Raw genomic sequence first — 26,470 nt, 5'->3', positions numbered from 1 at the left:
GAGTGGAACTCAAAGACTATCAAATCAAGGTTCTCGATTATCTCGAAAGCTACCTTGCCGAATTGAAAGCGCAAAAATCAGAGAAGCAGGATTATTTTGAGTTTCTCAAAGGAAAAGGCAAAGAGGCTGTCCACCCTGAAAAATCCGATTATTGCCAACTTGCGTGGGAATCATTAAAGGCAAAGATGGCTGTTTATCGCTCTAACTATACGGTGCGTAATGACGGTATGAGGCGCAACATTCCCAATGTTTGTTTCAAGGTGCCAACGGGTGGGGGCAAGACTCTACTTGCAACTGCTGCAATTCAGCGCATCAATCAGGATTATTTTAAGCGCAATAATGGCTTTGTATTGTGGATTGTGCCGAGTGAGACTATTTACACTCAAACCAGCAAACAGCTTAGGGATAAAGAACACACATACCGCCAAATGCTAGACAGAGCGAGCGGTGGCAGAACGCTGATTTTAGAAAAGCACGACAGATTTACCGCGCAAGATGTAGAGGATAATCTTTGCATTATGTTGCTGATGCTGCAAGCGAGTAATCGCAATAATAAAGAAGCCTTAAAAATGTTTAAGGATAGCGGACGTTTTGAAAGTTTCTTTCCGCCGCTGGATGATTACAACGCAAACAACGCACTACTTTCCGCCGTCCCCAATCTTGATACGGCTGATTTAATGAGTGATGAACATTGCGTTATATCGGGAATATCTATCAAACATTCGCTTGGTAATGTTATGCGCCTGCTACGCCCCATTGCAATTTTTGATGAAGGACATAGAGGCGCAACTCAGCTTGCACAAGATACCGTTAATTCATTCAATACATCGTTTATTCTGGAGCTGTCCGCTACACCGAAAGACCATAGTAATGTGCTGGTGAATGTGGGTGGGCAGGAATTGAAAAAAGAACAAATGATAAAACTGCCTATCAATGTAACCTCTTATGGAGAAGCAAACTGGCAGCATACGCTTAATCAGGCACACGCAAAAACCCTTGAGCTGAATAATTTAGCGGCAAAATATCAGGCGGAGGAAGGCAGATATATCCGCCCTATTATGGTGATTAAAGCCGAGCCAAAAAGGAAGGGTGAGGCCTACGACCATGTAGAGGATATAAAATCTTATCTCATAAAAAATCTGAATGTTCTGGAAAGTCAAATCCGTATCAAGTTGGCTGATAATAACGAAATGCGTGATGACGATCTTTTTGATAAGTTTTGCCCCGTGCGTTACATTATCACAAAAGACGCTTTAAAAGAGGGATGGGATTGCTCTTTTGCCTATGTATTGGCGATCTTGTCTAACACGCGCGGACAAACAGCACTTACCCAATTTATCGGACGGGTGTTGCGTCAACCCTACGCCCTAGAGACATCAATCCCCGCCTTAAATCAATGCTATGTTTATTGCGATAATGCCGATGTGAATAGTGCAGCGAAGGGAATCAAACAAGGGCTTGAAGATGAGGGTATGGGCGATGTTTCCGATCAGATAGTAGCAGGAAGTGGACAAGCAACGGGTAAAGAAAAAGTAACCTTGAAACGGAAGGAAAAATATAAAGGCACAAAGATATTCTTGCCATCCCTAAATGTTATCCGTAATGGAAAGCCAGTCTCTTTTGATTATCACGCAGATATTCTTGCCGATATTCAATGGGATGATTATAGTTTTGATGCACTTGAAAAAATAACCCTAGCTGATAAAGAAATGATGGATTACCAGCATCTAACCGTGGATTGGAAAAAGGATAAAGTAGGGCAAATTGATATTGATTGGGGTGAAAAGCAATCAGAAAAAGTTACAAACGACATAAGCATTACCCTCATGGTTAGCCAGTTAATGGAAAAAGTACCGAACGCTTGGCAAGCCTTCCGTATTATTCAGCATGCGCTGTCACAGCTAAAATATAAAGGTATTAGCGAGACTAAGATAGCTATTAACTCTGTGTTTATCGTTGAGGAGATAAAAAAGGACTGTTTCCGCTGGATGCTTGAGCAATCAGAGGCAAACTTTAGGCGCAAGCTGGATGATGGAACCGTGTTTTTACGCTTGCTTGCCGAGCCATTTTCAAAACTAAACTGGCATATGGCTGAACAAATTGAAATGCAGCGGAACTTGAATGAAACGGCTGTTACTTTAGAAAAAAGTATGTTTCAGCCACAATATTTTTCTAATTATAACGGGTTGGAAAACCCCATTGCACTTGCGATCAACAATAAGGATGTTGTGGAGTGGTGGCATAGGCTGGCAGTCAGAGGTACGGAATATTCTATACAGGGCTGGAAGCGCGAACGAATTTACCCCGATTTTCTGGTTAAGCTGGAAGCAGGAAAAGACGGTATTGAACGGCTCTACTTTATAGAATCCAAAGGTGAGCACCTTGAAGGCAACAAAGACACATCCTACAAGCAGGAACTATTCAAGACTATCAACGCTGCTTTAATTGGTGATATTAAGCCAAAAGGAGAAATGACGCTGGTTGATTCAAAAGAAAAAATATCTTTCCATATGGTGTTCGAGAACGAATGGGAGAATGAACTTAACGGGCTGTTAGTATAGGTCAAGTAGCGGTTGCGTGTGTGTCGGCATCAACAAGGAGCTGGTGTGTCCACCTGTCTTTTTGGTGTTTTTTGGTGTCCGTCAAGTTGCTGTCACCAGTGCAATATTACGCAGTAATAGCGAGAGGGCAGCACATGGCAAAATCCACGCAGAGTTACAGGCCGCGTATCGCCGAAAACGCCTAAAGGATATTGAAGGCAATAAGGCCAGACTGAACGCCCTGATAAGCGCATCGGCTAAATTGTCGCTGGCTCGACTGGCGAAACATTACGCAGTAATTAATACCGCGAATTTCCGCGCGGTTTCTGCGCAAGAAACGGCCATTTTCGGGCATGTATTTTTTGGTTATAAGCGGCTGTATGTGAACATGCTCATGAACGCTAAAACGTAGGCGTGTCGCGGTCTGGCGCTAGTTCGTGAACAAGTCGCTGAACACTCAGGCGGCGCGAAATTGAGTCTGTTTTGATGGTGGAGTTTCTGCACAATTTCTGCGCGCATTTTGCGATATTTTCCGCGATTTTCGGCAGGGTGAAAAATGGTTATAAGGCGCATCCACGCGCACACGATATAGGCACTCACCCGGCATACTCGACCAATGCCAACACATAACGCAGCACCAGCACATTCAACAGCGGGAATATCCGCTATCAATCGCGGTTAGATTTGAGCTGACTGGAGCACCAGCCACAGCAAACGCCAGACACAAAAAAGGCCGTCAATCGACAGCCTTTCTCATTTTTTAAAATCGGCATTTTATACCAATTTTATACCAAATCGACACCGTAAAACGGTAACTTGTTGTTTTATATGGCGTCCCCAAGGGGATTCGAACCCCTGTCGCCGCCGTGAAAGGGCGATGTCCTGGGCCTCTAGACGATGGGGACAGAACGCTTTATCAGTTGCTTCGGCGCTGGTGGAGCCAGCGAGGATCGAACTCGCGACCTCTACAATGCCATTGTAGCGCTCTCCCAGCTGAGCTATGGCCCCTTGCAACCTGAGCCTACTATTGTATAGATATCCCGCTGGTTTGTCCAGATTTTTTTTTCATGTGTTCGATAGCGCGCTCAATACGGTTTAAAGTCGCGGTCCGCCCCAGCAGGCTCAAGGTAATATCTATCGGCGGAGATACGGAAGTACCCGACACTGCTACACGTAACGGTTGCGCAACTGCGCCCATTTTTACGTCATGACGCTGAGCGCACTGCTCGATGGCGGCGTGAATACTTTCCTGCCCCCAGACGCTCAACGCAGCCAAACCCGCATGAATCGCCTGCAACAGCGGCAACGCTTCCGCTTTCAGGTTTTTTTGCTCGGCCTTTTCTTCGTACACATCGAACTCGCGATAAAAAAACAGGCTGCTCTTTGCCATATCGACCAGGGTCCTGTTACGCTCGCGTTGCGCCTTGACCACCTCGACCGGGTCCGGCCCCTGCTCCGGGTCTATGCCAAACTGCCCCAAATGCCAGCGCAAATGCACCGCCACATGTTCCGGCGCGCTGTTCATCAGGTAGTGATGATTCAGCCACAATAATTTTTCTGGATTAAAGCTCGACGCGGAAACATTGATATCCTTGGTATCGAACAGTTCGACCATTTCATCAAGCGAAAAAATCTCCTGATCGCCATGCGACCAGCCCAGGCGCACCAGATAATTCAGCAATGCTTCCGGCAGATAGCCTTCGTCGCGATACTGCATCACGCCGACCGCGCCGTGGCGCTTGGAAAGCCGCGCGCCATCGGCACCCAATATCATCGGCACATGACCGTATTCAGGAATCGGCGCGCCGAGAGCCTTGAGTATATTGATCTGGCGCGGCGTATTGTTGACGTGGTCGTCGCCGCGTATGACATGGGTAATACCCATATCCCAGTCATCGACAACCACCGACAGGTTATAGGTCGGCGAGCCGTCCGGGCGTGCTATAACCAAATCGTCCAGCTCTGCGTTGCGTATGACAATATCGCCCTTCACCGCATCCTGGATCACCACCTCGCCGTCGTCCGGATTTCGGAAACGGATCACAGGCTCGACGCCCGCTCTCGGTTCCTGCCGGTCACGGCACAACCCGTTATAACGCGGCTTTTCCTTGTTCTGCATTTGCTCGTTGCGCAAAGCCTCCAATTCGTCCCTGGTGCAATAGCAACGGTAGGCGTGTCCTGCATCCAGTAGCTGCCGTATGACTTCCCTGTAACGATCGAAACGGTGCGTCTGATAAAACGGGCCTTCGTCATAAGTCAGTCCCAACCAGTTCATACCTTCCAGAATTGCGTTCACGGAAGCCTGCGTGGAACGTTCCAGGTCGGTGTCCTCGATCCGTAGTATGAATGTGCCGCCATGCCGGCGCGCATATAGCCAGGAAAACAGCGCGGTGCGCGCGCCGCCGATGTGCAGGTAGCCGGTAGGGCTGGGGGCAAAACGTGTACGTATTTTCATGTCGATGATTGTTTTCGTGACTCTTGATAAGAAATGCAGGGCTTCAAAGAGATAAGCCGACTTTTTGGCGAGCGGCCAGACAATGCGCTCCGCCGCGCTCGAACTCCCGGCAGGTGCGCGGACGATCCTCATAAATCGAGCAGGCGTAGGCTTCCGTCGGCGCGCCGCCGCCGTTAAGCGCCTGGCAGCGGTTTTGCTCGGTACGCTTCAGTTTACAGCGTTTGCCGTCGCACAATACCAGATCGGGATGCGTGACGCGCACCGGCTCATCAAGCTCGACTTCTACACTGTCGTAAGCTTCACGACAGCAGGCGCCGCAACGCAGGCAATCCAGTAGTTCGCGCGCCTCCCAGCGAACGCAAGCAGACTCATCGCCCGACAGCTTTAACTCAGGGCTATGCCTGCAACGCCAGCTCCTGCGCCGGAAAATGCGCCAGGTCTGATGCGGCTGAAAACGCCAGGCGCAATCACCGCACCCATGCCCTTTTCCGGCATGGTAAGCCGCCAGCGGTGCATGGCCCAGGGGATGCGCTACAGGTTGAGACGCCGCCATCGCCCACAGCGACGGCAAAGCGCTGTCATCGGCGCCAAGGCGCTTGGGCGTAACCGCCGCTATCGCCGCGCTGGACTGCAAGGCCCCATGTAACGGCGCGCGCCAGCGCGGCAGATTGGAACGCCGCACGGCCTGCCGCGCCAACACGCAGGAAGGCTCGCGGAAACCGCCGCAAGCCTGCTCGGTTTCAAAAGGATCTGCGGGCAATTTACTCCAGAAACTGACGCGAAAATCGGTGGTCGGCGCGAAAAATTCGCGTAACCCGTATTGACCGGCCAGGAAAGCCTGCAAACGCAGACAGGCACGTTCGCGCCAGGTATCGCGACCGCTGCTATTGTCCAGCCCCCAATCCTGCAAGCGTTCCGCGTCTTCGCCTTCGATCAGCGCATGACAGAGTTCATGGAATATCATCTGCCCCAGGTTGTCGTCCGGATCCAGCAGTTCGTCGGAACCGATCAACAGCGTTCCGCGCCCATCGCTGGAAGCAAAGGCGTCGCCGGTGCGCGCGACCTTGAACCCGACTTGTTCCGCACAGGCTATCCACACCCGCGCTAACGGATCTTGATAGCTATGTCCCGGCTTACGCAAAAAAGCCGTGGGCATGCATTACGATCAATTTAATCAAGACGTCTTGACAATTTGTATTTCAGTATCTGCAGAAGGCTTATTTGAAAGAATGCGTATCACTCCCTCTTCCCTACGCATATGCGGAAACAATATCACATCGCGTATCGACGGCGAATCGGTAAAAAACATCACCAGGCGATCGATCCCTATACCCTCGCCGGCCGTCGGCGGCATGCCGTATTCGAGCGCCCGGATATAATCGGCATCGTAATGCATCGCCTCGTCGTCGCCGGCTTCCTTGTCTTCGACCTGTTTTCTGAAACGTTCAGCCTGATCTTCCGGATCGTTCAGTTCCGAAAAACCGTTGGCCAGCTCGCGTCCGGCGATAAAAAACTCAAAACGATCGGTCACGAACGAATCGGCGTCGCTGCGCCGCGCCAATGGCGATACTTCGGCCGGATATTCGGTAATGAATGTCGGCTGCAGCAGGCGGTGCTCCACGGTTTTCTCGAAGATTTCGGTCTGTATTTTTCCGAGCCCGTCGCCTGCTTTTACCGGAATGCCCAAATCTTGCGCCACCGCAACGGCGGCATCGCGCGTTGCCAGATCGCTCGCGCTCAAATCCGGATTGAAGTGCAAAACCGACTCCAGCAAAGTCATGCGTATAAACGGTTGCGATAAGTCGTAAGTCTGATCCTGATAGCTGATTTCAGTACCGCCCAGCACATCGCGCGCAATGCCGCGCAGCAAGGCTTCGGTCATATCCATCAGATCGCGGTAATCGGCATAGGCCTGATAAAACTCGATCATGGTGAATTCGGGATTGTGACGCGTGGACAAGCCCTCGTTGCGAAAACTGCGGTTGATTTCGAACACGCGCTCGAAGCCGCCGACTATCAGCCGCTTCAAATAGAGCTCAGGCGCGATGCGCAGATAAAGATCCATATCCAGCGCATTGTGATGCGTAACAAAAGGCTTCGCGCGCGCGCCGCCCGGAATGACCTGCATCATCGGCGTTTCAACTTCCATGAAATCGCGCCCGGTTAAAAACTCGCGCACATACTGCACTATGGCGCTACGCAGGCGGAATACCTTGCGCGACTCTTCCGAAGTAATCAAATCCAGATAGCGCTGGCGATAGCGTATTTCCTGATCACTGAGACCATGGAACTTTTCCGGCAACGGACGCAGGGATTTGCTCAACAAGCGAATGGCGCCCGCCTTGACCGACAGTTCGCCGGTTTTGGTTTTAAAAACGCTGCCTTCCACAGCAAAAATATCGCCGACATCCCAGGTTTTAAAGCCGGCATAATCGCCTTCCGGCAATGCGTCGCGTTGCAGGAATACCTGAATTTGACCGGACATATCCTGCAGCTGGGCAAAGCTGGCCTTGCCCATGATGCGCTTCGCCATCAATCTTCCGGCTATACTTGCCTTGACAGACAGGGCTTCCAACGCTTCGGCCTCTTCCGCATCGTAGCGCCGGTGCAGTTCATCCGCCAGTATGTCCCGGCGAAAATCGTTGGGAAAAGCGACACTTTCGCTACGCAAGGCGTCAAGCTTCTCGCGACGCTGGGCAATCAACTTGTTTTCGTCCAGTTGTTCAGACATTGAGTTCATCCGTTTCATTTCTATATTTTTCAGCCTCGCACTTCACGCCGGCTGATTATTATTTACAAACCGCTCTTAAGGCTGGCTTCGATAAAGGGGTCCAGATCGCCATCCAGCACCGCCTGGGTATTGCCGGTTTGTACCCCGGTGCGCAGATCCTTGATGCGGGAGTCGTCCAGTACATAGGAGCGTATCTGACTGCCCCAGCCGATATCCGACTTGGTGAGCTCCAAAGCCTGCTGCTCAGCCATGCGCTTCATCATTTCCAATTCGTAAAGTTTGGATTTGAGCTGTTTCATCGCGGTATCGCGGTTTTTGTGCTGCGAGCGGTCGCTCTGGCACTGCACGACGATGCCGGAGGGATTATGCGTGATACGAACCGCCGACTCGGTCCGGTTGACATGCTGTCCCCCGGCGCCGCTGGCGCGATAGACGTCCACGCGCAGATCGGCCGGATTGATTTCTATGGCGACATCGTCATCCACTTCCGGCGATACGAAAACGGAAGAAAACGAGGTATGGCGGCGATTTCCCGAATCGAACGGCGATTTGCGCACCAGACGATGCACGCCGGTTTCGGTGCGCAGCCAGCCGAAGGCATAATCGCCTTCGAACTTGATGGTCGCGCTTTTGATGCCAGCGACTTCGCCGGCGGAAACTTCCATCAGCTCGGTTTTAAAGCCCTTGCGCTCGCCCCAGCGCAAGTACATGCGCAACAGCATTTCGGCCCAATCCTGCGCCTCGGTGCCACCGGAACCGGCCTGGATATCGAGAAAAGCATTGCTCGGGTCCATTTCTCCGGAAAACATGCGTCTGAATTCCAGTCCGGCGACATCGCGCTCGTAATTGTCGAGATCGAGTGCCACCAGCTCGACAGTGTCTTCATCCTCTTCCGCGACGGCCATTTGCAGCAGCTCTTCGGCATCGCCTACGCCCCGAGCCAAGTTCAGCAGCGTATTGACGACGCCTTCAAGTTGTCCGCGCTCCTTGCCAAGCTGCTGGGCGCGTTCGGGATTGTCCCAGACTTTCGGATCTTCGAGTTCTCTTAAAACTTCGGTCAGCCGTTCCTGTTTGGTTTCAAAGTCAAAGATACCCCCTAAGACCTTCCTGACGGGCCTTCAAATCCTTGATCTGGTTGTAAAGCGGATTCAGTTCGCGCATAGTTTTCTATATTATAGATAAAAATCCGTTGATTATACACCAGACTGGCAGGTAGATAACATAAGCAAATTAACCTGACAAAGACTCGGGAGGCCCATCCGTCTGAAATAAACAAAACCAGCATTAATTCCACCCAACTCCGGCGCCTCCAGTTGAACATTTTACTGGACGAGCCGCCACGCGGAGAACCTCAATACCTATTTTCTGTCTTTCTGTTCAAAAATACATGCAGAATCCGGAAAAAGCGATGGGGCGGTTGCAACAGGGGTTCTCGAATCAAGAAACACCACACCCGCCGAAAGCCGGCACAAACGAATAGATGGCATTCGTAGATTGCTCCGGCGGCGAATCTACGCCTGACAGAACAGAAAAGGCCGCAAAAGCGGCCTTTTCTTTGTATCGCAATTACAATACAGCCAACGTCAATACTGGATAATTACCCGAAAATCAACATGCCGTAATCCGGACATCATCCGTGGCGCTGCATAGTAATTTCAGCTCTGCCAGCCGGAATGCTTCTCGCACTTTTTATTGACTGAAGCGCCTTTGGCCGATTCAGAAAACTTCACCAAACTACCCTTGAAATCATCATCGGTTTCATTCCACAAACACTCGCACCAGGCTTGCACTTTGGTCTGACCCGCAACAAGGCTTGCTTCGTTACCGCCCTCCCATTTCGCTGACGCATATGCTTGACATGCAAGGTACTGGGGATCGGTAGGCGGTACGTCGTTATAGCCGCCAGCCGCAAACGCCAAACCCGATGCACATAACAACGAAACTGCAGAAACAGTGGTTACAAGAAATTTTTTCATATAATCACACACCTTTCAAATTAAACAGTTAAAATTTTCTGCGGCGGATCCGCGACAGAGTTAGGCTGCATATAGGCACACAGCCGAAGAATTCTGACACAAAACACAGGGCATTGCATACCCTCAAAGCGCGGCTCCGGCAAAATTTTGCTGAGCAGCCTTCAGCCGGCATCCAGCGGACAGAGACGTTACACCGAATCCCATTCATGGAGTCTGAATTCCGTCATGCCCCGGCAGTAAACGAGTATGCGTTTGTTCGTCGCGATTTGCGGCCCGAACCGACTATTTCGCCAAATAAAAACTAAAAATGACTTTATTGGAGCATCAGACTCAATAACAAACTTAAGGTTAATCCGGATTGACTTCTGCATCCATCAACGTGGATCTGCCGCATGCGCTTATCAGACCATAATCAGAAGCGTGACGAGCATACGATTGCTCGATAGCCGAAACAACGGCGCTGTCGATATTCGAAAGCCGATCCAGGGTAACGTTCAAGTCTTTTATCAGACCGTCATTAACTCCATAAATCCATCCGTGAACCTTTAGATTCTGGCAACGCCGCCAGGCATGGCCCACTATGGTCGTGCGCGCTATATTACGAACCTGCTCTATTACATTAAATTCGCAAAGCGCTTTCCAGCGAATATCGAAATCCGGTTGATTGATCATCCAATCCTCGTGGTGACTGATCACATCCTGGATATGGCGCAACCAGTTATCGACCAGTCCGTGAGATTCTCCGTCAAGCGCTGCAGATACGCCGCCACAGCCGTAATGTCCAACCACAAGTATGTGCTCGACCTTCAGTATGTCGATTGCGTACTGGGTGACCGACAAGCAGTTCAGGTCGGTATGAACTACCACATTGCCTATATTGCGATGCTCGAATATTTCACCCGGATTCAGGCCTGTCACCTGGGTTGCGGGCACACGGCTGTCCGAGCATCCGATCCAAAGGTATTTGGGTGCTTGCATGAGGGTGGTGCTTTCAAAAAAATCAGGGACGGCGGCCGAGGTCTCTCTGGCCCAGCGCAGATTATTTTCCAACAGGTGGCTCAGATCAGTAATAGGGATGGGTTTCATACTATCGGTTTTGTGTTGGCGGTTTCGAGTAAATAGGTTATAGGAACATCGATATTCGAGTCATCGCTGGAAATAATTGGCTTCGTTGGATTGCGTTCGTCTCCCCCAAATTAACTCATGAATCTTTTCGGCTGTGATCTGCCCGTTTATATTCCTGAAACAGCAACAGACAAGTGCTCTACGCGCTTCAAATACCGGATGGAATCAGTTAAAACCTCAATAAACCAATGCTCACTGTGCTGTTCCCTGGTTAACCGCATACCCTTCGAGAGTAATGGTTTTTCCTGTACCAGCGCGACCGGCATAGGCAAAAATAGGCAGTGATCCGAATAATATATCACCATCGCCGCGCATTGCGGCCTTGGCTTTTTCATAATCCTGTTTCCAGCGCGGCGCGAAATCGTCGCCGGCATCGCCTTCCGCTCCCGCGCCTCCGGCCAGAAACAGTTCGCGCAAACCTACGCCGGGATTGATAAAGCTCATCAGCTGCGCCGAGGTATAGCGCTGTTTGCCGTGGCCTTGCTCCCAATCCAAAGGACTCAGAGATTGATGCGCACAGGCCTCCTTCATGCGCGCCAGCAAGCGTTCCGAACTGGCCGCCAGAAACAGCGCGCCGCCGGCGCATTGCGCGCTTAAATCGGCGTCGCGCAGATATTGCTGGTAGGCAGCGCTGGCTTCGGGGTCGGTCTGATTGGCTACTACGATGCCGATCGCCCCATTAGGGCTGTTTTTGCCGTCAAAGTCCCATAGCACGGCAAATCCACTGTCCTCAGGCGCTCCCGCAGCTTGCTGTCCCGGCCCTTCGGTAGCCAGCTTGCGCCAGTCCTCCTGGGTCAGCGTAGCCGGAACCTGAAAGCTGGCGGCTACGGCTGCGAAAGTATCGTGAGGGATGGCGGCAAGCACGCCATCGTAAAGATGCGCATGCAGCTGCCTTACCCAAGGCCCGGACGGCACGCTTAAAACCCCCAGTTTGCCGTCCTTCAGCGCGAACGACCATGTCATATCCAGGGAGGATGAGCCCGCCATGACCGGCAGCAATTTATCCACAAAAGCTTCCGCTCGCAAAGTCAGGCTCAGCGGAGCGGACGGGATGCCGCCGCCGGGAGGCGTAAGGCTTTCCATCACGTTCAACAGCGCTTCCAGACTCAACGCCAGATAAATGCGGTCCTGGTACTGCGTCAGGAACAAACGCTGCAAACCTATGTTCATTTCCAGTACCGGATTGGGGAGCTTTGCCAGCTTGTAGCCGTTGCGCGCCAGCGCCGCCGCCATGACCGGTAATGCCTTGGCGGCGAAAGCGCTGTCGTTGCGCACGAAGCTCAGCACCCAGCCCTGATTGCCGTGCACCATATCGTAATGCAACTGACCGTGCGCGGCGATTGCTTCGCGCAGCAATTTCGCCAGCAGTTCGCCTTGCAGGCCTTGCAGGTCAAGGTCTTCCGCCTTGATCCTGATACTATGCAGCAAACCGTAAAACAGGCCTTGCACAAAGCGGTTCGCTACCCACGCCTGAACCTGCGGCTGACGGTCGTACCAGTTGAGCAACGCCGCGCCGTCTTCGAAATAGAGACTCAACGCAATCGGGTGCTGTTTGACATACCAGGTCGCGATCCGAGGGCAATCGCCAGGTCTTTTTTCGCTATCGGATAGTGTAGTGGAGGCGCTGCTGTCCCCTCCAATCAAGGCCGCGCAACGCTCGTCGCCCTGCGGGGCTTCGCGCGCATCGCCGATGCGCGCGCCTTCCGGACTCAAATCTTCGCCTTCCAGATTACGCAATTTCACGATCGTGTCCAGCATCGGCAGACCGGGTTTAACCATCAGCGTAAGCGGCGTTTCAGGCAGCTGACGGTAAACGATGATGCCGATGACGACAGCCGTCAACGCAATAGCGGCGATCAGATAGACGAAGGGTCTTCTGGATGCAGACGATTCCATTGGTACACTCCAAGGAAGTAGGGGTTTTCCGCGCGTGGTATCCACACCGGGTCGGGGGAGTCGAACAATTCGGCGACGCGCACCACGCGCACTTGCGCCTCGTCGCCTTGCGCGCCGTTATGATAAACCACCAGATTATCCGGACGGCTTTCGACAAACAGCATCAAGTGATAGGGTTCGGCATGATCGAGCGGTTTCCGGTAAACCAGCAAGTCGCCGTTGCGCGCACGCTCCAGCAATTGCGATTTTGCACGGAAATTGTAACCGATCAAGGTTTCGGCGTCGGCGAAAGGACCGAAGCGCGGCCCGCCATCGGCTTCCAGCCCGACCTGCCAGATTTGCGGATAGCGCGGAAACAGGCGGCGCGCGCGATCGGACAACAGCGGCAGGTTCAGTTTGACGGGGATGCCCAGTCTGGCTTTACGCTGAGCCGAACGCTCTTCCAGCGCGGTGCGGTATGCGAAGCGCACCAGTCCGGCGCAATCGCGTTGCCGCGGATGCCACATAGGACTAAGCCGCTGCGCCTGCAACAACGCGATATTGCTGACCACCTGCCGTAGCGAACGCTCGTCCTGCGCCAGCAAATAGCCGTTCGCCGCTTCGTCATCGTCGCGTTTCGGCTCGTGTTCAATATAGGATTTGACCTCCGGCGGCATATCGCGCTCGGCATCCTGTCCGGGCACGAAGATCAGCGCGGGCAGGCGGTTGCCTCGAATCACGACATAGGCCAGGGTTTGCGTTTCTCCCGGACGCGCCAGCGGTTTTTGCACGCGACGGCGCATTTCGCCGGGCAGCCCTTCGTCGAGTATGATGTCGAGATTGGCAAGGGTATGCTGCACCGCGCCGCCCGGCCAGTAATTGGTATCAATGCGGAATACGCCGGCCGGGGGCGCCGGGTGCACGTAGAGATACGGTCCGTACCCGGCCTTGTCGAAGTTCTCGCCATCCGAATTCAGGAAAAAAATGCCGCCGGTCGGCGAGTTGGTGTCGGCCCAGTAGACGTGAGTGTAATCGGGTTCGTAGATATGCAGGTCGGTATAAACCGAATCGGTATCGCTGGTCAGCACTACCTTGAACGGTATCGGCGCGATATTCGCATCCACTGTCGCAGACGCTCTGGCGACTCCGGCGCTGTTTGCACATTCCGCAATCACGCTGTTGCGTCCCTTGGCCGCAGGAAACGCGCGCGAAAAACTGCCGTTGCTGGAGCGAACGTAATAACGTACGCCGTTGATGTTAACGACAATAGGATCGGCAGCCGGATCGGAACATGAGCCGGCGACGGTCAGCTGCATTGCGCTGGTCCAGCCTCCGGCAGGCTGCGTCAACGTCAGTTTCGGCGCAACCGCTGTGGACTTTTCTGTTTGCTGCGGCACTGCTTCGACGGTCTGCACCCCGCGCCGCGCCAGGATATCGGGATCATCGCTCGGCGTGGCCGGTAGCATTGGCGTCCGCAGCATGAGCAGTGACACGAGAAATGAGAGGATAGCGCGCGGGTGACGCCGGAATATCTGCATTATCGCTACTCCTGAACCCTGATTGATTTATCTGATTATTACTCATTGTCCACGAAAAACACGAAAAGCACGAAAAAATTTCATGGCCCTATCCTTGTAACCGTTCAGACGCCCCTTGGCCTTTTTTCCTAAACGCTCCAGGTTAGTCCGTTCGTGGGCATAGCGCCGCGAATGCGGCTGGAGAGCCCTTCGACTACGCTCAGGAGAGCCATGTCGAACAATGAACGGACCAACTATCAACATGATAAAATTTTCCATTCATCCTTCGACAGGCTCAGGATGAACGGAAAATCCTTTCAACCGCTGCTTTCAATAGCAAACATTATGGTTGGCAAACTCCGGGCGCATTCTTGTCGCTTCCCGCCTAGCTTAGCGCCTACATCTTCTCTACACTACATCTTCTCTGCCATTTTTCGTGCCTTTCGTGTTTTTCGTGGACCCTATCTTTTCTGTATCTGCGATCAAACACGGACGCGGCCCATCTGCTTCGCTGAAAGGTACTTATATAGCAGTGCGCTAGCCAACAACGATAGACAAAAAATTATAGAACCGATCGCGACAAACAGGATGGCTTTACGAAACGCATAGTCCACAACCTGTTCGCTTCGTTGCTGGGCCTGCTTGGTCAGGCTATCCGCAATGGTTGAAACTCTTTCAAGATTGGCTGGATCAAGGCTGGTTTGGAGCGTAAGCAACAGTTCGTTAAGTCGCTGTGACATCTGGCTGATTTCTACCGCTGCCGTAGCGTAATCATTGATTCGGAAAGGCTCGGATGAGGGATCGTCAGGCCATTTTTCCATCTGCGTAATAATGGCGTTATAGCTTTGCAGCGCTTTATCGGTAGAGTCGGCCATCTTTGCCCCCTCTCCCATGGCCTGACCGACTTGCCTGGACAGCTCGCCAAGCCCGCGTTTTTCCGAATGCAGCACCGCGACCAGCTTTTCCCGCTCGGCGCTGATAAACGAGGGCAGCTGTTCAACAGTCCGGCTCAACCTGTCTCCCGCTTCGGCGATCAGGGTAGTACCCGACAACAGCTGCCCGACTTCGGGGTTCTTGAGCGTGCGCGAGGCGAGCAATTCCATTTGCCATTCTATCAATAACGGCATGCGCTGACCGATGAACAAGGCGCGCTCGGCAAACAGTCTGGTTTCGGTCAATTCGCGCGTAGCAGGGTCAAGACTGGCAAGAGGATCCATATTCAGCAGGGCGAAAACGTTGGAGCCCGAAGAAGAGGATGCTTTCGATCTGGTGCTGGAATTGATGACCTCGTTAACCAGAGAGAGACTGGCGAACCCGCCCACTCCGTCCGATGCGGAAGGGTGTCCCTTACGCCATAGATCGAGCGCCTCCCTGAGTTCGGCCTGTTGCGCGGACTGCAGAACCTGGTCTGCCAGAGTCCAGATTTGCTGTTCGCGCTCGCGGAGAACCTCAAGCATGGACATAGCCGAATCGCCATAGACTTTTGGCAGCCAGTAATCTTCTACCCTGGAACGGGAGATTGCCACAAACACGACGATATTCACCAGGTTGGCGATGGAATTCGCTCCGGTTGCAAGGGCAAGCATGTTGGAAGAGAATATGTACTTGACGAGTATCTGTTCATCACGGCTGACGGGCTTGCCATTCTGTTGCAGCTTCTCCGCCGTCAACGTTACGGTATTCATGAAATCGTCGGCAAACCGCAATAAACTGTCCTGCAGATCCACCTGATCAAACGGCTTGGTTGCGGAAAAACCGGAAAGAACCGCCTGAGTGGCGTCTACGGGCAGGCTTACCGTTTTTCCGACGAGCGAACAACCAGCGACAACAGCCCCCGCCCCACATCCAATGGCAAGCGTCTTCACAAAACCGGTAAAGCCTTTTTTACAGTTAGCGGTACGGTTGATGTGTATCACTGGTCGCTTCAGAGTCCGTTTTTTCAGTACCGCCCGCCAATCCGCGAATCGAAAACCGCTAAACCGCTATCAAGGCTGCTGCTCCGGAATGGAGTCGCCGACTCTAATCACCCGGTTCTGTTGGTTGACGTAAATCAGCGCCGGTTTGAAAGCATCCAGTTCGTTCCGGTCAAACGCGGCGTAAGCGCAGATGATGACTATGTCGTTGGGTGCGGCATGGCGAGCCGCGGCTCCGTTTACGGAAATAATTCCGGAACCTTTTTCCGCGCGTATGGCATAGGTGATAAAGCGCGCGCCGTTGTTCACATTGTAGATATGAATCTGCTCATATTCCCTGATACCCGACAGATCCAGCAATGCCCCATCAATGGCGCAGGACCCCTCGTACTCCAGCACCGAGTGCGTAACCCGCGCCCTGTGTAATTTGGCCTTCAATAAAGTGGTCAGCATGAAACACCTTTAAACAAGCAGATAGCCGCTAAAAAACGGGAAATTATCGCGCAATCTGAATAGCGGGACAATACCCTCTATTCAACCTGTGTTCCGCCAACCGTCAACCCATCCACTCTCAGCGTCGGCTGCCCGACGCCGACGGGTACGCTTTGCCCACCCTTACCGCAGCTTCCCACGCCGGGATCCATTTCCAGGTCGTTACCGACCATGCTGACGCGCGTCAGCACATCCGGCCCGTTACCGATTAAGGTAGCGCCTTTCACCGGACGCGTCAATTTTCCGTTTTCTATCAAATACGCTTCACTTGCGGAGAAAACGAACTTGCCGGAAGTGATGTCCACCTGCCCGCCGCCGAAGCTGCGCGCATACAGCCCCTTGTCGACCGAAGCCAGTATTTCGGCAGGATCGTGAGCGCCGGCCAGCATATAGGTATTGGTCATGCGCGGCATCGGCAGGTGCGCATACGATTCGCGGCGGCCGTTTCCGGTCACGGGTACGCCCATCAATCTGGCATTCAGCCGGTCCTGCATATAACCCTGCAGTATGCCGTCTTCTATCAGGACGGTACGCTGGGCCTGAGTGCCTTCATCGTCGAAATTCAGCGACCCTCTGCGTCCGATCAAGGTGCCGTCGTCGACTATCGTACATAGCGGCGAAGCGACGCGCTGACCGATGCGGCCGGTAAACGCGGAGGAGCCTTTACGGTTGAAATCGCCTTCCAGTCCGTGACCGATGGCTTCGTGCAGCAGAATTCCAGGCCAGCCTGGTCCCAGCACCACAGTCATAGTCCCGGCCGGCGCATCGACAGCCTCCAGGTTGACAAGCGCTTGTCGGACGGACTCCACGGCATAGGCCGAGGCACGATCGGCCTCAAGAAAATAACCGTAATCGGTTCTGGCGCCGCCGCCGTAGCTGGCATGCTCGCGTTTGCCGTTGTCGTTGACGATAACACTGACGTTCAAACGCACCAAAGGCCGGATATCCGCTTGCAACAACCCTAGATCGTTGATGATGAGTATCACATCATACGACCCCGACAAACTGACGATCACCTGTTCCACGCGATGATCCAATGCGCGCGTTTCGCGATCGAGACGGCGCAACAAATCTATTTTTTCCAGCTCGGTTAACGAACCGAGCGGATCGAGATCATTATAGCGCGCTGCCTCCACATGGCTGGTCTTACAGGCAAAACGGCCGTCCTGATTACCCGCGGCAATCGCGCGCGCATTACGCGCCGCCTCCAGCAAGGCCTGATGAGTGATTTCATCGCTATAGGAGAAACCTGTTTTCTCGCCTGAGATGGCGCGTATACCTACGCCTTGCTCGATATTGAAACTGGCATCCTTTACGATACCGTCTTCGAGTACCCAGGACTCTTGATAACTGGTTTGCAGGTAAATATCGCCGGCATCAATGGCAGTCCCCATCAGACTGCCCATGCAACCCTCCAGGTTGATCAGGCTGATTTCCGCTGGCGCCAGCAGAAGCCGGCTCGCTTTTTCAAGAATATTGGCAGTCATAAATTTTTAATGGTTGATTCGCTATCAGCAGTTCACTAATCGTCTGTGCTGCAATACCGGGAATGCATCACGCGTACGCCGGGTCTGATCGGTATCAATTTCGCCCAGTACGACGCCGGCGCCTTGCCCCAGGCTGTTCAAGACATTGCCCCACGGATCTACGACCATGCTATGTCCGTAAGTTTCGCGGCCATTGCCATGCCGCCCGCCTTGGTTGGAGGCTATCGTATAGCACAGGTTTTCAATGGAGCGCGCCCGTATCAATACATCCCAATGCGCATGCCCGGTCTTCGCGGTAAAAGCGGACGGTATCGCCAACAGATCCAGGCCATTGCGCGACATGGAACGAAACAGCTCGGGAAAGCGCAAATCATAGCAAATTACAACGCCGAGCATTCCGAAAGGCGTCGAAACAACCAGGGGATTGTCGCCTGCCGCTATAGTATTGGACTCCCGATACTGCTCGTTGGTGCCAGGAACATCCACGTCGAAAAGATGAATTTTATCGTAGCGCGCCACCTGCTTGCCCTGATTGTCGATCACCAGAGAAGAAGCATAGACCTTGCCGTGTTCCGCTTGTAAGGGTACGGTGCCTCCGACTATCCATACACCGGTATCTTTTGCCGTTTTCGCCAGAAACGCCTGAATCGGCCCCTGTCCCTCCGGCTCGGCTATTGCCAGCTTTGCGCTTTCCGTTTCGCCCATCAACGCAAAATTCTCCGGCAAAACCACCAGCGAAGCACCGCCATGCGCGGCTTTTTCTATCAGTTCTCCCGCTTCTCTCAAATTTGCATTCACATCATCCGAAGAAATCATTTGTATCGAGGCGCAGCTAAATTTTTTCATCTTTATTTTTCTTCCTGTTTTCCAAAACCAGAAACTTCTTTCAAATCGCTCCATGCTCTACCCAGCATATCGATCGGCAAACTGCCCTCCGCCCGGTAAACCTTGGGGTTATCCCAGCTCCCCTTGATTACATAATGATTGCTGGTCAAACTCGCCTCATCCTTTCCTGCCAGAAATTCCGCCATATTCACAGCCGTTCCCACCACCACGCCGGGCACCAAAGCGCCGGCAAAAGGCAGGGCGGCCAATGCATGCGGCATGACATCCACTCGCTGATCGAAATCGCGCGCTACCAGCCCTACCCTGCCGCTGATCGCGATTTCCGCCACCACAGCATCGATCAACAGTTTCTGCGTTACCGCCTGACCGTGTTCGAAGCGATATTTACCGCGTATGCTGTCGTAGGTAAGCCCTTGTCCGAACAAATCCTTAAAGTCGAACAGTAGTAAACGTCTCAACGTATCCAGATTCAACAATATAGCTGCGCGGCCCAAACCCGGATCGATATTCAGCAGACTGCCCCGTCCCAATGAAAAGCTCATATCGCCGACCAGCGTTGCCGGAGTAAACTGATGCGGTCCCCCCGTCCAGGCCAGCGAAAACGTGCTTTTCGTCGGCGTATCGCGAACCTCCTTGGTAAAACCGAGATTTTCTATCACGCTCCCCAGGTTGTCAGCGTTTAGCGTGCCGGAAAAACGGGTTTCGCTGCCTGAACCTTGCTTCATCCAACTGCCGCGCATCTGGATGACGGAATAAGGGGAAAGCAGTTTGAAGCGGCTGACGTTCAAGCCGTGCATCCAGTGCTCGGCCTCCAATGTCAATACGCCCAGATCGTGTCCCTGCCAGTCGACCGAACGGCTGTGCGCTTTGATAGACGGCAGCAGGCTAGGGTCCATGGGGTCATTCGAAATCCCCGCCCCGGACGGGAGAGTTATCCTGTCCAGATCAAGATTTAATGCTCCGGCGCCCAAACTGTCGTGCGTATAATCGAAGCGGCCTGCGCCATACAGCGTATCCAGCGCTCCCGACCAATAATTTCCCTTGCGATCGGCATCAATCAGCAGCGGACCGTACGCCTTCCCTTGCCATTCCAGCTTCTGCAGTCTGATATGAATATTATCCGGTAAATTGTCCATCAAGCCGCCGCCACCGGCAATATTGCCACCATGCAGGAATTCGCTCCATGGCGTCATATTAAACTCAGTGAAGTCGGCACGGAATCTCCGCAGCGGATGTTCGGATATTGCCGGCAGCGGCGCAGCGCCTAGTGAAATATCAAACCCTTGCAGCTCATCGGCAAAATAAAACCTTGCTTTCTTGTCTTGTCCCCAGAATACATTCATCAAACTGCGTGTATCCGCCAGCTTGTCCCACTCAATAGCCAACGCCTGTGCACCCAGCCTGCTTTTAGCGAAAGGCATGGGCAGGCGCGACTCTATGCCCACCAGATCGCTAAGCACCTTTACCCGGATATCGTCGGCTGCGCCGGGAGCGTCAATGGCGGCAGGAAAGGATAAGTCCAGTGTATATGGCGTCTCGCCGCTGACATGCGACCACAGCGCATGCGGGAAATATTTGCCCAATTCTGCAGCCTGCAAGCGTCCTTGCGCCGTCAACATTACTCGCCCGGCTTCATGCTCCAGACCGATGCTTAACGGGCCGCCGAATAATTGTCCCTTGACGGCCTGCGCCGTAATATCGTTTCCTGAAAAGTGGATTTCACCGGTCAACCGGCTCAACCGGCCTCTGGACGCGCCATTCAGATCAATATCCATATGCGCGTCGTTCAAGCTAAGCCGGCCATTCACTTCGCCATCGCCTATGCCGACATCCAACGGTAAACGTAATTTCAGGTCGAAATCCGCGCGTCCGGCAGGATGGCCGAACCAGTTCAGGCGATCGACCAGCTGCTTTTCCGGCGTACGCTCCAATGCGGCCAGTATGGCGGACAGATTTCCGCCGAAACCGCCCTCTACATAAACCCAGGGATGATGCAGGTATTCAGGCGCGGCAACCCGCACAGGCGTCAGCGGAAAACCTTCTACCGTACCTTGTTCTATTTCGGCAAAATACCCGGCATTTTTGAGCAGCAGCCAGCCCTGAACATTGTGCAGATCAGGCCAGTGCGGATCGTAATGCAGTTGCAGACCGGAAGCCTTGAGTGAAGTCTCAAAGATGCCTTCGGCGCCGTCGAAAGGAAACTGTTCAACCGCCCCGCGAAATAGAAACCTGAGATCGCTAAGCTGGCCCGATACGAACGCGCCGTTCAGCCATTGCGCGGCATTTTTATCCATGGCGAACAGCGGAAGAAGCTCCGCTATGTGTTCCGCGCGAAAACCATCACCCTGCCCCAGCAGGTTGAGAACGGGAAGCTGCGCCGCATCAGACGGAGCAATATAATCGAAACCGAACCGTACTTTGCTTTCCCTGTGCCGGAATGCCAGATCGCGCCCGCTTAGTATCAATTCCCGCTGGTTTTTCAGCCAATCGACTTGCGCACTGAACTCCTTGACAGCCAGCGGCTTAGACCAGAGTTCATCACCAAAAACCCGCCCGTCCTCTATGGCGAGATTCAAAGTCCCGCGCTCGTTGTCTCCGCATAGCCGTCCGCTCAGGTCGCTGATACCGGGAATCTTGCCTGATGAGTTAAAACCAATATCGCTAAAACTTCCACAAACCGCCCAGGCGGTACTGGAAACATCGTAAAACATCCTGACATCATGAATGCGCCCGACCGGAGATAGCGCAGTCAAAACCGACCTGCTGTGCTGATCCATTGAGGAAACCGCTTTTGTCAAGGCATTGACTTCATCCAGCTGCAGATTCTCGGCCACGGCGCCCAGCTGCGAAATATTTCCCTGCGCATCGATAGCCATACGCATACTCAAGCGATTATTGCTATCGGGTTTATCAGGCGGCGCAAATGCCAGTCTTTTAACAATAAGCTCCGACGAGTCCCGAAGCTGATGCCAATTAAAAATGGCGCCAAGCCGCCCTAATCGCAGCTTATCGTCCGCGTAACTCAGCTCAGGATGCTGCAAGGCGAGCTGTCCGGCCAGATATTGCAGCTTATTCCGATTAAAATCGCCCCATAAACGGAGATCGGCCACGCCCGCCTGCAAATTGAACGGCACATGCGCATTACGCCACAAATCCGGCTTTATTCCGACACCTTCCAGATAAAAACGGCCTTGCCAGCTTGCAGGAGTAAACAATTCGCCCCGCACCTGGGTAGTAAAATAGAGCGAATCGCCTATGCTCTCGTCGGGGTCCAACTTCAGCGCGAGTCGATGCTGCAGATCGCCCAACTTATGGAACTCGATATCGGCCTTGCCAAATGCCTGATACTGAGGTATTTCCGCCTGATCGTTCTGCCAACCCAGCGTTACATCGCGCAGGCGTAAATTTTTTATCGTGGATAGCCAGGCAGGCGATTCCGATTTCGCCGAAATACCCAGCACGCCTATACTGCCGTCGGCGAGGGTATGTACGATGAGCCGGACACCCTCGATTTCTACCTCTCCGATGATGGGGCGCAGCGCAAACAGGGAAGCAATCACATCAACCGTCACCGCTACCCTGCGCGCATCGTAAGCCGAAGGCAGGCCGTCCTCGCGCATCCAGCTACAATCCCGCAGCATCAGACGCAGATCAAGTCCGTGTAAGGCGGCCGATACATCCCCAACCTGCAAGGTCTCCTGTATCATTGAGGACAGTCGGGCTTCTATTTCAGGCTTGTAGGTTTGGATATGCGGCAACAACCAAAGTCTTGCCGCTGTCAACAGCATGGCGCCGGACACCAGCACGGCAACAAGCAGATAGGCCAAAAATCGCCATGCTGCGGAAAACTTCAACTCACGCATCAAAGCAATACCACATCATATTGCTCCTGGTTATATTGACTCTCGGCGCGGAACTTCACGTGTACGCCGAGAAAAGCCTGCAACGCGGAAAGGGTGTCGGCTTCTTCGCTGAGCAGGCGCTCAACCACTTCATTGGATGCCAGCACCAGAAGATTCTGAACATTGTAAAGCCTGACCTCGCGAATAATTTCCCTGAAAATTTCGAGGCATACGGTTTCTGCGGTTTTTAATACGCCACGGCCGGCGCAACTGGGACAGGGCTCGCACAATACGTGTTCGAGGCTTTCGCGCGTGCGTTTACGGGTCATTTCAACCAGTCCCAGCATTGATACCCCGCTGATGGTATTTTTGGCATGATCTTTTTCCAGAGATTTACCGAGCGCATTCAACACCAGCTCTTTGTGTCCGGAATCCAGCATATCGATAAAATCGATAATGATAATGCCGCCGAGATTTCTGAGGCGGAGTTGATGCGCTATGGCCTGGGCAGCCTCCAGGTTGGTTTTAAATATGGTTTCTTCGAGATTTCTGCCGCCGACAAACGCGCCGGTATTGACGTCGATCGTGGTCATGGCCTCGGTCTGGTCGATAATCAGGTAACCGCCCGACTTCAGCGATACCTTGCGCTCGATCGCGAGCTGAATCTCCTCCTCCACCTTGTACAAATCGAACAAGGGCCGCTCTCCGGCATAGTGCTCGATCAGTTCGCTGGTTTCAGGCACAAACTCGCGCGCAAACTTGCGCATGTGCATATAAGTCTCGCGGGAATCCACCCTGATTTTTTCAACCCGTGATCGTTTCAGGTCGCGTAATACGCGCATGGCCAACGGTAAATCCTCATGCAGCAAGGTTTTTACCCGCGCTGTTTTGATATGCTGCGCAATGGAGTGCCAAATTTTCTGCAAAAACAGCATGTCTCCGCGCAAAACCGCTTCGTCCACTCCCTCTGCGGCTGTTCTGGCTATAAATCCGCCAGTGGCGTGATCTTTCTGAAACGCCTCGATACAGGCTCTTAACCTTGCGCGCTCCTTTTCGCACTCGATCCGCTGAGAAATGCCGTTAACTTTTGCAAACGGCATATACACCTGGTACACCGAAGGGATTGCTATATCGGTAGTCAGTCTGGCCCCTTTGCTTCCTATCGGATCTTTCAGCACCTGTACGACGATTTCCTGCGACTCATGAAACACGCGTTCGATTTCATCGCCGACGGCTTTCACTCGATCTGCAGGATTCAAATCGGAAACATGCAGAAACGCGGTGCGCTCCAACCCTATTTCAACAAAAACCGCCTGCATGCCGGGCAATACCCGGCATACGCGCCCCTTATAGATATTGCCGACCAGACCGCGCTTTCTGCTGCGCTCTATCAAAACTTCCTGTAAAACTCCGTTTTCAACAAAGGCTACCCTGGTTTCCGGCGGCGTGATGTTAATCAGGATTTCGTCGCTCATGTAGCGAGGCCCCAGCGCACGCCGGCCCGGGTCAACAATTGCGCCGTTTCGAATAACGGCAGGCCGACAACGCCGCTATAGCTGCCTGAAATAGAGCTCACAAACGCCGCAGCCATCCCCTGAATGCCGTATCCGCCGGCCTTGTCGTAGGGCTCATCGGTTCGGCAATAAGCCTCTATTTCTTTTGAAGTCAGCCTGTTGAAGGTAATTTCCGTACAAGATAATGCCTGCCGCTGCCAATCTTGCGCACGCAGCATTATAGCAGTCATTACCAGGTGCTTGCAGCCGGACAACGCCTGCAGCATCGTACAGGCTTCATCGTAATCGCGGGGTTTGCCAAGGATATTACCATTCAGAATCACGGCAGTATCCGCCGCCAATACCGGTACGTGCATCAGCTCCGGCATATGGGCCGCCTTGGCTTTATCGGCCGCCATGCGCTGCACGTAGACGCTCGCGATTTCGTTCGGACAGGGGGTTTCATCTATCGCAACCGGGCATACCACATGACGCACGCCGATTTGCTCCAGCAAGGCTTTACGGCGCGGCGAAGTAGACGCCAGGATTAGAACGGGTGGGAAGCTCATGGCCGGTGATAGGGGTGATTATGCAACAGGCTCCAGGCCCGATAAAGTTGTTCGGCCACGATGACCCTGACCATCGGATGAGGAAAAGTCAGCGCCGAAAGACGCCACGATTCCTTTGCTCTTTGCCGGCACGAAGAGGAAAGACCTTCGGGGCCTCCGATCAGCAGGGACACGTCCCGGCCATCCTGCAGCCAGCGCGACAGCACGCCGGAAAACTGCGCGGTATCCCATTCCTTTCCGCCCAAGTCCAGCGCGACCACATGATGATCGAACGGTATTGCCTGCAGCATACGCGTACCTTCATCCTCTACAATACGCGCGACATCGGCGTTACGGGTTCGCTGTCCCGGAACAATCTCGCGTAATTTCAGACCGCACTCATTAGGCAATCTGCGCGCGTATTCTTCAAAACCGGCGCTTACCCAGGCGGGCATACGATTTCCGACGGAAACCATCTGTATCAGCATGGGTCTGGCTAACGCTTTCTTGTCCGGATCAATTCAGCGACAGCATATTGTTCAACGCATATCTGGCGGCATCGGCATCGCTGTCGGACACATGAATACGGTTGACCACCGCGCCTTGCGCGAGATTGGCCAGTATCCACGCCAAATGCTGCGGGTCGGTACGGAACATGGTCGAACACATGCATACCGTCGGCGACATGAAATGAACGTCTTTTCCCTGCGCCCGGACTTCCTCGCGCAACCGGTTTACCAGATTCAACTCGGTAGCAACCAGCCAGCGCGTGTTCGGAGGCGCGGCGCGAACCGTATTGAGGATATACTCGGTGGAGCCGATGTAATCAGCCTTTTGACATACTTCAAAACTGGCCTCGGGATGCGCAATGACCAGAGTTTCAGGGTGCTCGGCCTTGAATCGATCGATGTGTTGCGGCTGAAACATCTGATGCACGGAACAATAGCCTTTCCACAGAATGATTTTGGCGCGGCGAATTTCATCGTCGCTCAAGCCGCCGTTGGGCCGGCCGTAATCCCATACCGGCATGTCCTCCAGCGGGATGTCCATGCGATATCCGGTATTTCTACCCAGATGCTGATCAGGGAAAAACAAAACCTTTTCGCGGCGCGCAAAACTCCATGCCAGAATTTTTTGCGCGTTGCTCGAAGTACAGACTGTGCCCTCATGCCTGCCGCAGAAGGCTTTCAGATCCGCCGCGGAATTGATATAGGTAACCGGGGTTACCCTGGCGTCGGCATCGCCGAGCACCTGCGACAATTCCCGCCAGCATCTGTCCACGTCGGCAAGATTGGCCATGTCCGCCATGGAGCAGCCGGCGGCGAGATCGGGAAGTATCGCAATCTGTTCCGGGCGCGACAGGATGTCCGCCACTTCGGCCATGAAATGCACGCCGCAGAAAACGATGTACTGCGCGGTCGAGTCGGCGGCCATTCGCGATAGCTTCAGCGAATCCCCGGTAAAATCGGCATGCTTGAAAACTTCGTCGCGCTGGTAATGATGCCCCAGCACCACGCAACGCGCTCCCAGCCGCTCGCGCGATTGACGGATAATCGCTTCGCACTCGGCATCGTCCAGCAGCGCAAAATCTTCAAAAGGCAGTACTTGTGGCGTCATGGCACTCACTCAG

The 26,470-nt window shown here is 53.4% G+C and carries 19 protein-coding genes and 2 tRNA genes; 2 read left to right on the top strand and 19 right to left on the bottom strand.

Annotation, left to right across the window (positions count from 1 at the left end; genetic code table 11):
• The first annotated feature begins 2 nt into the window (after positions 1 to 2).
• Together F6R98_RS08625 and F6R98_RS08620 are read left to right on the top strand one after the other, a co-directional pair.
• Positions 3 to 2,561 carry a DEAD/DEAH box helicase gene (locus tag F6R98_RS08625; protein ID WP_153248672.1) on the top strand — a complete coding sequence of 853 codons (2,559 nt, stop codon included), beginning with the start codon at positions 3 to 5 and terminating at the stop codon, positions 2,559 to 2,561.
• A gap of 16 nt (positions 2,562 to 2,577) precedes the next feature.
• Positions 2,578 to 2,952, top strand: coding sequence for a hypothetical protein (locus F6R98_RS08620; RefSeq protein WP_153248671.1), 375 nt, complete (start codon positions 2,578 to 2,580; stop codon positions 2,950 to 2,952).
• A 417-nt stretch (positions 2,953 to 3,369) separates the two neighbouring features.
• On the opposite strand, the gene F6R98_RS08615 is transcribed toward F6R98_RS08620, so the two are convergent.
• The 19 genes from F6R98_RS08615 to nadA form a co-directional block, all read right to left on the bottom strand.
• A tRNA-Glu gene (locus F6R98_RS08615) sits at positions 3,370 to 3,445 on the bottom strand.
• A 27-nt stretch (positions 3,446 to 3,472) separates the two neighbouring features.
• Positions 3,473 to 3,548: transfer RNA gene (locus F6R98_RS08610), tRNA-Ala, on the bottom strand.
• 16 nt (positions 3,549 to 3,564) lie between these two features.
• Positions 3,565 to 4,995, bottom strand: a complete 1,431-nt coding sequence (gene gltX, locus F6R98_RS08605) for a glutamate--tRNA ligase (RefSeq protein WP_153248670.1) — start codon at positions 4,993 to 4,995, stop codon at positions 3,565 to 3,567.
• 43 nt (positions 4,996 to 5,038) lie between these two features.
• Positions 5,039 to 6,151 carry a YkgJ family cysteine cluster protein gene (locus F6R98_RS08600; RefSeq protein ID WP_153248669.1) on the bottom strand — a complete coding sequence of 371 codons (1,113 nt, stop codon included), beginning with the start codon at positions 6,149 to 6,151 and terminating at the stop codon, positions 5,039 to 5,041.
• 18 nt (positions 6,152 to 6,169) lie between these two features.
• Positions 6,170 to 7,726, bottom strand: a complete 1,557-nt coding sequence (lysS, locus tag F6R98_RS08595; RefSeq protein ID WP_153248668.1) for a lysine--tRNA ligase — start codon at positions 7,724 to 7,726, stop codon at positions 6,170 to 6,172.
• A 62-nt stretch (positions 7,727 to 7,788) separates the two neighbouring features.
• Positions 7,789 to 8,887, bottom strand: a protein-coding gene (gene prfB / locus F6R98_RS08590; RefSeq protein WP_153248667.1) for a peptide chain release factor 2 whose coding sequence is annotated in 2 segments (ribosomal slippage) — positions 7,789 to 8,811 and positions 8,813 to 8,887 — 1,098 coding nt in all. Because the reading frame shifts where the segments join, the coding sequence is not laid out codon by codon here.
• Positions 8,888 to 9,381: 494 nt separating this feature from the next.
• Positions 9,382 to 9,702 (bottom strand): hypothetical protein, encoded by a 321-nt coding sequence (locus F6R98_RS08585; RefSeq protein ID WP_153248666.1) that lies wholly within the window; start codon positions 9,700 to 9,702, stop codon positions 9,382 to 9,384.
• A gap of 348 nt (positions 9,703 to 10,050) precedes the next feature.
• On the bottom strand, positions 10,051 to 10,788 hold the full coding sequence (can, locus tag F6R98_RS08580) for a carbonate dehydratase (protein ID WP_153248665.1): 738 nt from the start codon (positions 10,786 to 10,788) through the stop codon (positions 10,051 to 10,053).
• Between the two features lie 231 nt (positions 10,789 to 11,019).
• Positions 11,020 to 12,723 carry a hypothetical protein gene (locus F6R98_RS08575; RefSeq protein ID WP_153248664.1) on the bottom strand — a complete coding sequence of 568 codons (1,704 nt, stop codon included), beginning with the start codon at positions 12,721 to 12,723 and terminating at the stop codon, positions 11,020 to 11,022.
• Positions 12,684 to 14,183 carry a DUF1175 family protein gene (locus F6R98_RS08570; protein WP_228125175.1) on the bottom strand — a complete coding sequence of 500 codons (1,500 nt, stop codon included), beginning with the start codon at positions 14,181 to 14,183 and terminating at the stop codon, positions 12,684 to 12,686. Before F6R98_RS08570 ends, F6R98_RS08575 begins: the two co-directional genes overlap by 40 nt.
• A gap of 518 nt (positions 14,184 to 14,701) precedes the next feature.
• Complete coding sequence (locus F6R98_RS08565) at positions 14,702 to 16,135, bottom strand: hypothetical protein (RefSeq protein ID WP_153248662.1); 1,434 nt, start codon at positions 16,133 to 16,135, stop codon at positions 14,702 to 14,704.
• 69 nt (positions 16,136 to 16,204) lie between these two features.
• Complete coding sequence (gene panD, locus F6R98_RS08560; protein ID WP_153248661.1) at positions 16,205 to 16,585, bottom strand: aspartate 1-decarboxylase; 381 nt, start codon at positions 16,583 to 16,585, stop codon at positions 16,205 to 16,207.
• Positions 16,586 to 16,662: 77 nt separating this feature from the next.
• Positions 16,663 to 18,111, bottom strand: coding sequence for a metalloprotease TldD (tldD, locus tag F6R98_RS08555; RefSeq protein ID WP_153248660.1), 1,449 nt, complete (start codon positions 18,109 to 18,111; stop codon positions 16,663 to 16,665).
• Positions 18,112 to 18,135: 24 nt separating this feature from the next.
• Positions 18,136 to 18,957, bottom strand: coding sequence for a carbon-nitrogen hydrolase family protein (locus tag F6R98_RS08550; RefSeq protein ID WP_153248659.1), 822 nt, complete (start codon positions 18,955 to 18,957; stop codon positions 18,136 to 18,138).
• 2 nt (positions 18,958 to 18,959) lie between these two features.
• Positions 18,960 to 22,820 (bottom strand): YhdP family protein, encoded by a 3,861-nt coding sequence (locus F6R98_RS08545; protein ID WP_153248658.1) that lies wholly within the window; start codon positions 22,818 to 22,820, stop codon positions 18,960 to 18,962.
• Entirely contained in the window at positions 22,820 to 24,274 is a 1,455-nt protein-coding gene (gene rng / locus F6R98_RS08540) for a ribonuclease G (protein WP_153248657.1), read from the bottom strand. The genes F6R98_RS08545 and rng overlap by 1 nt, the downstream gene beginning before the upstream one ends.
• Positions 24,271 to 24,861 (bottom strand): Maf family protein, encoded by a 591-nt coding sequence (locus F6R98_RS08535; protein ID WP_153248656.1) that lies wholly within the window; start codon positions 24,859 to 24,861, stop codon positions 24,271 to 24,273. The genes rng and F6R98_RS08535 overlap by 4 nt, the downstream gene beginning before the upstream one ends.
• A complete protein-coding gene (gene rlmH, locus F6R98_RS08530; protein ID WP_320412175.1) occupies positions 24,858 to 25,316 on the bottom strand; it encodes a 23S rRNA (pseudouridine(1915)-N(3))-methyltransferase RlmH in 459 nt (152 codons plus the stop codon). Before rlmH ends, F6R98_RS08535 begins: the two co-directional genes overlap by 4 nt.
• A 40-nt stretch (positions 25,317 to 25,356) precedes the next feature.
• Positions 25,357 to 26,457, bottom strand: a complete 1,101-nt coding sequence (nadA, locus tag F6R98_RS08525) for a quinolinate synthase NadA (protein ID WP_153248654.1) — start codon at positions 26,455 to 26,457, stop codon at positions 25,357 to 25,359.
• Positions 26,458 to 26,470: the final 13 nt, after the last annotated feature.

This window comes from Candidatus Methylospira mobilis (genome assembly GCF_009498235.1).
Lineage (GTDB): Bacteria > Pseudomonadota > Gammaproteobacteria > Methylococcales > Methylococcaceae > Methylospira > Methylospira mobilis.
Note: the sequence above shows the minus strand (reverse complement) of the source record. Positions and strands in the feature narration are given on the sequence as shown.